The following is an 11,194-nucleotide window of genomic DNA, read 5'->3' on the forward strand; positions in this document are numbered from 1 at the left end:
GGCCAGGGCCTGCTCTCCGGCGCGGAGGCTGGCCACGATCGGGTCCTCGGCCGGGACGTGCACCGCCACCGACGCGATCAGCGCCACGCACGCGGCCGCCGCGCCGGCGGCGACCCGAGGGGGCCACGGGAGCCGACCCGAGATCAGCGGCCCCTCGACGAAGCGGTACGAGGCGGCCCCGAGCGCGACAGCGCCCGCCACCCCCACGACCACGGACACGGGAGCCGGCCACGTGACGTCGATCCCGGGACGCATCACGATCACGAGCGGCCAGTGCCACAGGTAGATGCCGTACGAACGGCGCCCGAGCCACCGCAGCCACCGCGCGCCCAACGCCGGACCCGCGGAACCCCCGGCGCCGACGGCGAGGAGCACGGCCCCGGTGGCCGCCTGCACGGCGAGGAAACCGGCCGGGTACAGGAGCCGGGAGCCGTGGTGTCCGAACGCGAGGGCTACGGCCAGAGCGGCGAGGCCTGCCGGAGCCAGTCGTCGGACCCAGTCCGGGAGCCGGTCCGCTCGGGTCACGGCGATCGCGACCGCGACACCCGTGAGTAGCGCGCCGATCCGTGCGTCCGTCCGGAAGTAGGCGTCCGGACGCGCATGCACCGACATCGCGAACGCCGACGCCGCGACGCCGGCCCCCAGCGCGGCGAGGGCCGTCCGGACCCGCCGGCGAGCGAGCCAGGCCAACAGGAGCGGGCATATCACGTAGAACTGAAGCTCGATCGCGATCGACCAGAGGTGGCCCACGAAAGGCGGGCGCCCCACCCGCTCGAAGTAGGAAGCACCCTCCGCGACCAGGTGCCAGTTGGTCAGCCCGACCACCGACCAGGCGATGTCACCCGGGAGACGGTGGACGTCGTCCGGGGCGAGCGCGGGAGCGAGGACGGCCAGTCCGGCCAGGAAGACGAGGAGACCCGGACCGATCCGCAACGCCCGGCGCCGCGCATAGCCGATCATGTCTATCCGCCCCGTGCGGGCGTGCTCGGCGAGCAGAAGGGAGCCGAGCAGGAACCCGGACAGCACGAAGAACATCTCGACGCCCAGGAACCCGCCGCGGAACACTTCGGGGGCGGCGTGGAAGGCGAGGACCGCGACGACCGCGAGTCCGCGCAGCCCGTCGAGGGCGGCTACGCGGTCGCGTCGGTCTCCGGCATCGCGCACGGCCCCAGTCTCCCAGGAGCAGGCGCGGACGGCACCACGGGTCCTAGGCCAGGCGGCCCAGCGAGAGCGCTCCCAGCACACCGGTGAACGCGGACACGAAGCAGAGGAGCACCGCCAGGTAGAGGATGCCCGTGGCGGACATGATCGACCGCGTCTTCACCAGGTGGTGGACCATCGCCGTCAGCACCGCGGTGAAGACGGCGAACGCTATCCCGGTGACCCCCGCGAACCCTGCCGTGGACCCGTCCCCCCACGACGAGACGACCATGGCCGCGGCCGCGGCCACGAAGACGACGAGCCCGGCCCACAGCAGCCACACGAGGCGGCGCAGGGGTCCGGTGCCGAGCCGGGGCTGGTTGAGGTGCCAGTGTCCGAGCAGCATCGCGTTCGTCACGGCTCCGAGCAGCCACGCCGTCCCCCCGGCCACTGCCCAGGCTCGGGGGTCCGCGGAGGGCACGGTCGCGACCAGGGAGCCCACGCCGGCGAGCGCGGCTGCCACTCCCACGAGGTGATCGAGCCGGCGGTAGATGGCGAGGTAGGCGAGCAGCGCGGCGCCGGCCAGCACCCAGGCCGGCCATGCCCGGTCCCCAGCGAAGGAGAACGCCGCGGCCAGCCCGGCCACGACGAGCCAGCACACCTTGAAGTGTCCGGGGTCGACCTGTCCGCCCACGCGGGTGAACGCGGCGAAGACGGCCGTCCCGGCCGCCCACGCGACGCCGACCACGAGCAGGACCTCTCCTGGAGGGGGCATGGCGGACAGCATAGGATGCCCCGGGAGGTGGGTCATGGAGATCAAGGCGACGAAGGGCAACCCGACGGACGTGGCGGCCGACGTGCTGGTCGTCCCCCTCTTCACCGACGACGCGGTGAACCGAGGCCCCCTGAAGGACATCGACCGCGCCCTGGACGGGGCCCTCGGTCCGGCCATCGAGCGCGGTGAGGTGCAGGGGAAGGCCAACGAGGTGGCGGTCTGGCCCGCAGGGGGGCTGCAGAGCGACCGCGTCCTGTTCGTGGGGGCCGGCGCGAAGCGCGAGGCGGACGTCGAGGCGATGCGCCGCGCGTACGGGACCGCGGCCCGCCGCGTGAAAGGGGCCTACGAGAGCGTCGCGCTCCTGCTGCGCAACGACACGCACGCGCGGTCCGCGGTGGAGGGCTTCCTGACCGGTGCCTACGAGCCGGACCTGCTCAAGGCGGAGCGCAAGGAGAGCCGGGTCCGCTCGGTCACCGTGGTGGGGGCGGAGGATGTCCGTCGGCAGGCCGAGGCGGGCCGCATCGTGGGGGAGTCCGTCAACTGGGCGCGGGAGCTCGTCACCCTTCCGCCCAACGACATGACCCCCACCGCGCTCGCCGACGCCGCCACCGAGACGCTGGTTCCGCTGGGCGTGAAGGTCGAGGTGCTGACGGGCGACCAGCTGGCCCGGTTCGGCGGTCTGCGCGGGGTGGCCCAGGGCTCGAGCGAGCCGCCCGTCCTCATAACGATGTCGTGGGAGCCGGGCCGCGCCCGCAAGGGGACGACGCTCGGCCTGGTCGGGAAGGGCGTCACCTTCGACAGCGGGGGGCTCTCGCTGAAGCCTTCCGAGGGCATGGAGACGATGAAGGCCGATATGGCTGGGGCGGCGGCGGTCCTGGCCGCGATGCGCGCGATCGCCGCCCTCAAGCTGCCGGTCCGGGTGCGGGCCGCGTGCCCGGCCACCGAGAACATGCCGTCGGGGACGGCCACGAGGGTGGGGGACGTCCTGCGCATGTACTCCGGCAAGACGGTCGAGGTGCTCAACACCGACGCGGAGGGACGGCTCATCCTGGCCGATGCGCTGGCCTGGCTGGCCGAGCAGGGCGTCACGCATATGGCGGACGCGGCCACCCTCACGGGAGCCGTCCAGATCGCGCTGGGCAACGTGGCCTTCGGCGTGTTCGGGCGGCCCGACCGGTGGGTCGACCAGGTGCTGAGGTCGGCCCGGGCGTCGGGGGAGAGGGCGTGGCCGCTGCCGCTGTACCCCGAGTACCGGGAGCAGCTGCGGTCCGACGTGGCGGACGTGAAGAACGTGGGTGGACGTCCGGGAGGCGCGATAACCGCGGCCACCTTCCTCGCCGGGTTCGTCCCGGACGAGATCCCCTGGGCGCACCTGGACATCGCCGCGACCGCCTGGCAGGACGCCAAGCCCTACCGGGCGAAGGGCGCGACGGGGTCGGCCGTGCGGACCTTCGTCCAGCTCGCGTCCGACCTCGCCTCGGCGAAGTAGTGGGGCTAGGCCCGCTTCTCCTCGATCGACCCGCCGAGCGTCGCCCAGACCTCCTGCACGTTCTCGTAGGTGCCGTCGGGCAGCTGACGCAGCGAGGCCATGATCTCGGGGGTGGCGTCCATCTCCTCGGCGCTCGCGAGCAGCTCCTCGCGGGTGGCGGGGAAGACCGAGCCCTGGATGCTCTGCGCGAGCTCCGTGCGGGCGTCGATCTCCTCGGGCTGAAGCGTGCCCTCGGGCATGCGGTGGTGGCGGTCCTCCGAGGTCGCCTGCTCGTGGGGCTGCCGGGCCGAGTACTCGCGGCTGCGGCTGTCGTCGACGACGGGGGCGACCTTGTCGCTGGTGATCTCCGGCTGGCTCATCGTGCCTCCTCCTCTTCGGTGCACGCTCGATACCCGTGGCCGGCCTGAGCGAACCGGACCGTTTCGACGCCTTCCTGGACGAGCCCGGACGGGCGGACCGGATCGCCCGGGAGCGGGCCTCGGCCCCGCCGGGCCCACTGCACGGGGTGGCGGTCGGCGTGAAGGACATCTTCCACGTGGACGGGCTCCCGACCCACGCGGGGAGCCGCCTGCCCGCCGAGGTCCTGACCGGGGAGGAGGGGACGTCCGTGCGGCGGCTGCGGGCGGCGGGAGCCGTGGTGGCCGGGAAGACCCACACGGCCGAGTTCGCCTGGCTCGCGCCCGGTCCGACCCGCAACCCCGTCGATCCACGGCGGACCCCGGGGGGGTCGTCCAGCGGGTCCGCGGCCGCCGTCGCCGCCGGCCTCGTACCGCTCGCCCTCGGCACCCAGACGGTCGGGTCGGTTATCCGGCCGGCCTCCTACTGCGGCGTGGTCGGGTTCAAGCCGAGCTACGGGCGGGTGCCGGTCGACGGGGTGGTCGCATGCTCGCCGTCAGTGGACACGGTGGGCTGGTTCGCTCCCGACGTGGAGGGGGTGGCCCGCGCGGGCGCGGTGCTCTGCGACGCGTGGGAGCCGGCCGGCTCAGACGACGCTGTGCTCGGCGTGCCCGAGGGCCCGCTGCTCGCACTCGCGGACCCAGCCGCGCGCGACGTGTTCCGGCGGGTGGTGGCGCAGCTCGCCGCGCGCGGCTGGGAGGTCCGGCCGGTGGAGGTCCTGGACGACCTCGACGACGTCGTGGACCGCCACCGCCGCCTCGTCGCCGCCGAGATGGCGGCGGTGCACGAGCCCTGGTTCGAACGCTTCCGGGACCTGTACCGACCACAGACGCGGGAGATCATCGAGTGGGGAAGGACGCTGGGGGATGTCCGGGCGCACCGGGACGGACGCGGGCGCCTGCGCGACGCCCTCGCCGCCACCGGGGTGGACGTCTGGCTGTCCCCGGCCGCCACGGGACCGGCCCCCCTCGGCCTGGACTCGACGGGGAGCCCGCTCCTGAGCCTGCCCTGGACGCACGCCGGGGTCCCGGTGCTCTCGCTGCCGGTGATGTCCGTCGCCGGGCTCCCGCTTGGTCTGCAGCTGGCCGGACGCCGGGGCGCCGACGAGTCCCTGATCGCCGTGGGAGCCGCGCTGTCCGAGCAGTTTCGCTCGGACGGGGGCCGGGAAGGAGACTAGGTGCGGGTCGGCGTCAACGACGAGGAGGAGCCTATGTCGAGCGTCGAGCAATCGATCGAGGTCGACGTCCCTGTCAGCACCGCGTACAACCAGTGGACCCAGTTCGAGGACTTCCCCCACTTCATGGAGGGGGTCGAGGAGGTCCGGCAGCTGGACGACAAGACGCTCAACTGGAAGGCGGAGATCGCCGGCGTCGAGCGCGAGTGGACGGCGACGATCACCGAGCAGCACCCGGACGAGCGGATCGCCTGGACCAGCGAGCAGGGCGCGTTCACGGCGGGCGTGGTGACGTTCCACAAGCTGACCGACCAGAGCTGCAAGGTCATGCTGCAGATGGACTTCGAGCCCGAAGGGTTCACGGAGAAGGTCGGAGACGCCCTCGGCTTCGTCGACTCCCGGGTGAAGGGCGACCTGAAGCGCTTCAAGGAGTTCATCGAGGAGCGCGGTCGCGAGACCGGAGCCTGGCGAGGCGAGATCGAGCAGCGCGAGTCCACCCAGGCGACCCAGACCTAGGGGTGGTGCGATCCGGGTCCGGCCGCGCTCCGCGCGGCCGGACCCTCTTTCGTCCGTGAGGTCCCGTGCGGCGCGCACGGGGTGGGAGCCGGAGGAGGCGACGATGGCAGGATCGGTTGCCCGAGTTACGGAGATCAGCGCGGTCTCGGACACCAGCTTCGAGGAGGCGATCAAGCTCGGCCTGGAGCGCGCGACGACCACGCTTCGCAACGTGCGCTCGGCCTGGGTGAAGGAGCAGCGCGTGGACGTGGGTGAGGGAGGCCAGGTCACCCAGTACCAGGTGAACATGCTGGTGACGTTCGTCCTGGAGTAGGGGAGCCGCGGGAGCCTCGGGAGCCGCGGGAGCGCGGCTCCCGGGAGCCCGCGGAGGCGCTCTTTCGAAGGTGGGGGCGATAGCCCGGTTCTGAACCGGGGTATCGCCCCCACCTTCTTCACGCGGCCCCGTGATGGCACCGGTGAGGGCGATAGCTCGACGCATAGCCGGGCTATCGCCCCCACCCGCTCACGTCGAGGGTCCGCCCCCGTACACGCAGCGCACCCGTCCCGGCCGGATGTCGGTTCCTCGTGCTCTCCTGAGGCGGGGAAGGATGAGCGGACGCCGCGCCAGACTCGATGCGGTGATCGCCCGGCTCGGCAGCGCACAACATGGGGCGGTAGCCCGCCGACAGATCATCGCCTCGGGCGGGACCGACGACGACATCGCGCTTCGCGTCGCCCGTGGGAGTCTGCACCGCCTCCGGTTGGGGGTCTACGCCGTATCCGGGTCCCCAGCCACGTGGGAGCAGGACCTCATGGGCGCGTGTCTGGCGGTAGGTCAGGACGCCGTCATCGGCGGACCCACCGCTGCTGCCCTCCACGGACTGCTCCGGGTGGCGCCCAACCGCATCGAGGTGTGGGTCCCCGGGCCGCGCAGGGTCCGCCGCAGTGACCTGATCGTCCGCCGCTGCCGCGACCTGCGCGAGAAGGACGTCACACGGGTGGATGGGATCCCATGTCTGTCCGTGACTCGGACGCTCATCGCGCTCGCCTCCCAGCTGGACGTCGCGACGCTCGAAACGGTCGTGGACGACGCGCTTCGCCGGAAGATGACCAACGTGGTGCGGCTGCATAGGAGGATCGAGGAGCTCGGCTCGGGAGGCCGGAAGGGTCTCCCGGTGCTCGCGCGGATGGTGGGATCACGCCGCGCGGGCGTCCACGACAGCGAGCTGGAGAAGCGGTTCGTGGAGGTGCTGCGCAGGTACAGGATGCCGCTCCCCGAGTACCACCCCAAGATCACCCTGGACGGGAAGACCTACGAACCTGACTTCCTCTACAGGGCGGCGCGCATCTTCATCGAGACGGACGGACTGAAGGGACACGCGTCGCGGGCCGACCTCGAGTACTCGAACCGGCGTCAGAACGCGTTCGTGAAGGCCGGCTACCGGCCGATGCGGTTCACCTGGGCGGACGTTGAGGAGCGTGGCCTGCAGATGTGCAAGGACCTGGCGGCCGCCGCGCACCTCCCGTGGGAGCCGCCACCCGGGCTCGCATCAGGTCGGTGAGGGCGATAGCCCGGACATATGCCGAGCTACCGCCCCCACCCAGCGGATGACGCGGCCTGCAGCTCGGGGTGAGGGCGATAGCCCGGCCATACCGCTAGCTATCGTCCCCACCCCGGGAGCCCCTCCCGCGGCTCCCGAGCGAGAAGCCTCCCATGGGCGCGGAGTGGCACACTGGGCTCCCGCGCGCCAGGAGGGTCTCCCGTGAGCGACACCACGAACGGCACCCACGGCTCCCGCACGGCGATCCGCACCTGTCCACTCTGCGAGGCCACGTGCGGCCTGCAGCTCACCCTGCGCGGCCGCACGGTGACGGAGGTCCGGGGTGACCCCGACGACGTGTTCAGCCGCGGCTACATCTGTCCGAAGGGGGCGGCGTTCGGGGAGCTCGAGGCCGATCCGGATCGGGTCCGGACGCCGCTGATCAAGCGCAACGGCTCCCACGTGCCCGCCACCTGGCAGGAGGCGTTCGAGGAGATCGGCCGGCGGCTCCCACCGATCCTCGAGGCGCACGGGCGCGACTCCGTGGGCGTCTACCTGGGCAACCCGAACGTCCACAACCTGGCCGGCACCATCTATGGACGCGTCCTGGTCACCGCGCTCGGCTCCCGCAACCTGTTCACCGCCTCGACCGTGGACCAGATGCCTAGGCAGGTCGCGGGCGGGCTGATGTTCGGGACGGGCCTCTCGATCCCGATCCCGGACATCGACCGCACGGACCATCTCCTGATCCTCGGCGCGAACCCCTTCGCGTCGAACGGGTCGCTGCTCACGGCTCCGGACATCCCCGGCCGCCTCCGCGCCATCCGTCGGCGCGGCGGGAGGATCGTGGTCGTGGACCCTCGCCGCACCCGCACGGCGAAGGAGTCGGACGAGCACCTGTTCATCGTCCCGGGCACGGACGCGCTGTTCCTGTTCTCGATCGTCCACACGCTGTTCGACGAGGGCCTGGTCTCCCCCGGCCGTCTGCTCGGGTTCACGAACGGCATCGAGCAGGTGCGGGCGTCTGCGGCGGCGTTCCCGCCGGAGCGCACGGCGCAGGCGACGGGGATCGACGCGGCCACGACGCGGCGCGTGGCGCGCGAGCTGGCCGCCGCCGAGCGCGCGGCCGTCTACGCCCGGATCGGGACGTGCACCCAGGAGTTCGGCACCCTGGCCTCCTGGCTGGTGGACGTGGTGAACGTCCTCACGGGCAACCTCGACCGTCCGGGCGGGGCCCTGTTCACGAAGCCGGCCGCCGGGAGCCCGACCACGTCCGGTATCCCGGGGCGCGGCAAGGGCCTCTCGATCGGCCGAAGGCACAGCCGGGTCCGGGGGCTCCCGGAGGTGATGGGGGAGCTGCCGGTGGTCTGCCTGGCCGAGGAGATAGAGACGCCGGGCGAGGGTCAGATCAGGGCGCTGATCACGGTGGCCGGCAACCCCGTCCTGTCCACGCCCGACTCCGGACGCACGGACGCCGCCCTGGGCTCCCTGGATTTCATGGTGAGCGTGGACATCTACCTCAACGAGACGACCCGCCACGCGGACGTGATCCTGCCCGGCCAGTCCGCCCTCACCCGTGGCCACTACGACCTGGCCTTCTACGTGCTCGCGTGCCGCAACATCGCCAACTACTCCCCTCCGGTCCAGCCGCTGGGTGCCGACGAGGTGCCCGAGCACGAGGTGCTGCTTCGCCTGGCGGCCATCGCCGCCGGGCAGCCCGCCGATATCGATATCGACCCGCTGGACGAGATGGTCGCCCGGGAGGCGCTCCGGCGCGGGGTGACGAACCCGCAGTCGCCCGCCCACGAGGCGGACCCGGAGGAGATCTGGGAGGCGGTGGCGCACCGGCGGGGTCCGGAGCGAGTGCTGGACATCCTGCTGCGCACGGGTCCGTACTCGCTCACGCTCGAGGAGCTGGAGCGCAACCCGCACGGGGTCGATCTGGGACCGCTCGAGCCCCGGCTCCCCGAGGTGTTGAAGACGCCGTCCGGACGGATCGAGCTGATGCCGGAGCCGATCGAGCGGGACATCCCGCGGCTGCTGTCCGCCTTGGACCGCCGACGCGACGGCGAGCTGGTCCTGATCGGCCGCCGCCACGTGCGGTCGAACAACTCCTGGATGCACAACGTAGGGTCGCTGAACCGGGGGTCGAACCGGTGCACCCTGCTCGTGCATCCCGAGGATGCGACGAGGCTGGGCCTGGTCGACGGGGGGGCGGCGCTCGTCGGCTCGGAGGCGGGCCGGATCGAGGCGACGGTCGAGGTGTGCGACGAGCTGATGCCCGGCGTGGTCAGCCTCCCGCACGGGTGGGGCCATGCGGGGACGCCGGGTCGCGTGCAGTCGGCCCGTCCGGGGGTGAACAGCAACGTGCTCGCGCGCACCGACCTGATCGACCCGCTCTCGGGCAACGCCGTCCTGAACGGGATCCCCGTCACGGTGGCGCCGGTCATGGCGCCGGTCTAGATGGACCTGGGGCTGCGCGGCAAGGTCGCGCTCGTCACCGGGTCGACGTCGGGGCTGGGGCTCGCATCGGCCCGGGCGCTGTCCGGGGAGGGGGCCTCCGTGGTGATCTGCGGTCGGCGCGGCGACCTGGCCGTTCAGGAGGCGGCGGCGATGCCGGGGGAGGGGCTGGGGCTCGAGGCCGATCTCACCGACCCCGCCACGCCCCAACGGCTGGTCGACGCGACCCGCGAGGCGTTCGGGACGCCCGATGTCCTGGTCTTCTCGACGGGGGGTCCGCCGCCGGGGACGGCCGCCGCCACCGAGGAGGGCCGCTACGAGGAGGCGCTGCGTCTCCTCGTCACCCCGCTCGTCGCGCTGTCCCGGCTCGTGCTGCCCGCGATGCGGGAGCGGGGCTGGGGGAGGATCGTCTACGTGACCTCGGCCGCGATGCGGGAGCCGATCGACAACCTGGTGCTGTCCAACAGCGTGCGACTGGCCGTCCACGGGTTCGCGAAGACGCTCGCGCGCGAGGTGGCGTCCGACGGCGTGACGGTGAACTGCGTGATGCCGGGGAGGCTCGACACGGACCGCGTGGGGGCGTTGGACGCGGCGGCGGCGCGGGCTTCAGGCCGGTCCATCGAAGAGGTGCGCGCCGCCGCCGCAGCCGCCATCCCCGCCGGACGCTACGGGGAGCCGGCCGAGCTGGGAGCGGTCGTGGCCTTCCTCTGCTCGGCTCCCGCCGGCTACGTGACGGGCGCGTCGGTCCCGGTGGACGGGGGCGCCCTGCGGTCGCACTGACCAGGGACGGATCACGTATGGTGGTCGCACCGCCGAGGGTTTGCGTAACCTCTGGCGTAGTCGGGGGCGAGGATCAGGAGGCATATGGACGGCGGTACCACCGGACCGGTCCGCGGCCGTCAGCGGGGCTCTCGCCACGGTGAGATCCTGGACGTATGCGTCGACCTCCTGCACGACCGCGGGTGCCGCGCCCTGAAGATGGACGACGTGGCCCGTGCTCTGGGCATATCGAAGGCCACCCTCTACGAGCACTTCCGGACGCGGGACGACCTGATCCGCACGGCCCTGGACCGCAGCTGCAAGCCTCTCCTCGAGCACCTGGAGTCGGGCGGAGCGCTCCGGGACGCCGTCACCTACCTGTCCAAGTGCGCGCTCGGGCTGGGGGAGACGGGGTTCAGCGGCTGCTGCTTCCGGGAGGTGGGATGTCCGTTCGGGGGCTGGGGAGAGATCGACGGCCTCGTGAACCAGCTCGCCTCCGCGGGGGCCGACCCGTCCGACGCGACCACGCTCGGGATGGCCGTCGTCCTGCGCGCTCTGATCGCCGCGGTCCTGTGGCACGCCCGCACCACGCAACGGCCCCTCACCGAACAGGACGTCGAGCAACTCACCGCTCGGGTCCTGTCCGGCATATGTGACTAGTCACATCGGGCCCCCCCGACTAGGCCCCCCGGGTCATGGTCCGCATGCCGGATCCGGGCGATGCTTCAGAGGACGGTACCCACGGAGGGGACGCCATGCAGGCCTGGACAGCGGAGGACCGGACGTACGCGATCGCCACGGCGCTCGCGTCGCTCGTGGTGGCCCTGCTCGTCGCGTCCAACTTCGGGCTGGTGGGCTCCCCGCTGACCAGGTTCGCCGAGACGCCGCCCGTCTCCGTGGGGGCGGGGCCCGATGTTCCTGCGGCGCCGGCGCCCCAACCCGTCCCCTCCCAGCCTGTCCAGCTC

12 protein-coding genes are annotated in these 11,194 nt (G+C 72.5%); 9 read left to right on the top strand and 3 right to left on the bottom strand.

The features are described from left to right. Positions 1 to 1,164, bottom strand: a 1,164-nt coding sequence (locus tag VM840_04685) for an acyltransferase (protein HVL80870.1), incomplete at its 3' end; no start/stop codon positions are given. Positions 1,165 to 1,207: 43 nt separating this feature from the next. Further along, positions 1,208 to 1,915, bottom strand: a complete 708-nt coding sequence (locus tag VM840_04690; GenBank protein ID HVL80871.1) for a hypothetical protein — start codon at positions 1,913 to 1,915, stop codon at positions 1,208 to 1,210. Positions 1,916 to 1,949: 34 nt separating this feature from the next. On the opposite strand from VM840_04690, the gene VM840_04695 reads away from it, so the two are divergent. Further along, complete coding sequence (locus VM840_04695) at positions 1,950 to 3,404, top strand: leucyl aminopeptidase (GenBank protein ID HVL80872.1); 1,455 nt, start codon at positions 1,950 to 1,952, stop codon at positions 3,402 to 3,404. A gap of 5 nt (positions 3,405 to 3,409) precedes the next feature. On the opposite strand, the gene VM840_04700 is transcribed toward VM840_04695, so the two are convergent. Next, positions 3,410 to 3,763 (bottom strand): DUF2795 domain-containing protein, encoded by a 354-nt coding sequence (locus tag VM840_04700; protein HVL80873.1) that lies wholly within the window; start codon positions 3,761 to 3,763, stop codon positions 3,410 to 3,412. Between the two features lie 35 nt (positions 3,764 to 3,798). Between VM840_04700 and VM840_04705 the strand changes: the two genes are divergently transcribed. From VM840_04705 to VM840_04740, 8 genes are all read left to right on the top strand, one after another. Further along, positions 3,799 to 4,977, top strand: a complete 1,179-nt coding sequence (locus tag VM840_04705) for an amidase (GenBank protein ID HVL80874.1) — start codon at positions 3,799 to 3,801, stop codon at positions 4,975 to 4,977. 33 nt (positions 4,978 to 5,010) lie between these two features. Continuing rightward, positions 5,011 to 5,490 (top strand): SRPBCC family protein, encoded by a 480-nt coding sequence (locus VM840_04710; GenBank protein HVL80875.1) that lies wholly within the window; start codon positions 5,011 to 5,013, stop codon positions 5,488 to 5,490. Positions 5,491 to 5,593: 103 nt separating this feature from the next. After that, on the top strand, positions 5,594 to 5,803 hold the full coding sequence (locus tag VM840_04715; protein HVL80876.1) for a dodecin family protein: 210 nt from the start codon (positions 5,594 to 5,596) through the stop codon (positions 5,801 to 5,803). Between the two features lie 274 nt (positions 5,804 to 6,077). Continuing rightward, positions 6,078 to 7,031, top strand: coding sequence for a type IV toxin-antitoxin system AbiEi family antitoxin (locus tag VM840_04720; protein HVL80877.1), 954 nt, complete (start codon positions 6,078 to 6,080; stop codon positions 7,029 to 7,031). A gap of 201 nt (positions 7,032 to 7,232) precedes the next feature. Further along, positions 7,233 to 9,473, top strand: a complete 2,241-nt coding sequence (locus VM840_04725) for a molybdopterin-dependent oxidoreductase (GenBank protein HVL80878.1) — start codon at positions 7,233 to 7,235, stop codon at positions 9,471 to 9,473. Beyond that, on the top strand, positions 9,474 to 10,250 hold the full coding sequence (locus VM840_04730) for an SDR family oxidoreductase (GenBank protein HVL80879.1): 777 nt from the start codon (positions 9,474 to 9,476) through the stop codon (positions 10,248 to 10,250). It abuts the gene before it with no gap. An 84-nt stretch (positions 10,251 to 10,334) separates the two neighbouring features. Further along, the gene (locus VM840_04735; protein ID HVL80880.1) at positions 10,335 to 10,889 is read left to right on the top strand and encodes a TetR/AcrR family transcriptional regulator; all 555 of its coding nucleotides are present in this window, start codon (positions 10,335 to 10,337) and stop codon (positions 10,887 to 10,889) included. Between the two features lie 95 nt (positions 10,890 to 10,984). Beyond that, positions 10,985 to 11,194: hypothetical protein (locus VM840_04740; protein HVL80881.1), on the top strand; the 210-nt coding region annotated here is incomplete at its 3' end.

The organism is Actinomycetota bacterium, assembly GCA_035540895.1.
Classification (GTDB): Bacteria; Actinomycetota; JAICYB01; order JAICYB01; family JAICYB01; genus DATLFR01.

Bases quoted from the DNA above. Each gene is read 5' to 3' on its own strand.
- VM840_04735 (HVL80880.1), top strand. From the start codon at position 10,335: ATGGACGGCGGTACCACCGGACCGGTCCGCGGCCGTCAGCGGGGCTCT.
- VM840_04715 (HVL80876.1), top strand. From the start codon at position 5,594: ATGGCAGGATCGGTTGCCCGAGTTACGGAGATCAGCGCGGTCTCGGAC.
- VM840_04730 (HVL80879.1), top strand. From the start codon at position 9,474: ATGGACCTGGGGCTGCGCGGCAAGGTCGCGCTCGTCACCGGGTCGACG.
- VM840_04710 (HVL80875.1), top strand. From the start codon at position 5,011: ATGTCGAGCGTCGAGCAATCGATCGAGGTCGACGTCCCTGTCAGCACC.
- VM840_04720 (HVL80877.1), top strand. From the start codon at position 6,078: ATGAGCGGACGCCGCGCCAGACTCGATGCGGTGATCGCCCGGCTCGGC.
- VM840_04690 (HVL80871.1), bottom strand. From the start codon at position 1,915: ATGCCCCCTCCAGGAGAGGTCCTGCTCGTGGTCGGCGTCGCGTGGGCG.
- VM840_04700 (HVL80873.1), bottom strand. From the start codon at position 3,763: ATGAGCCAGCCGGAGATCACCAGCGACAAGGTCGCCCCCGTCGTCGAC.
- VM840_04695 (HVL80872.1), top strand. From the start codon at position 1,950: ATGGAGATCAAGGCGACGAAGGGCAACCCGACGGACGTGGCGGCCGAC.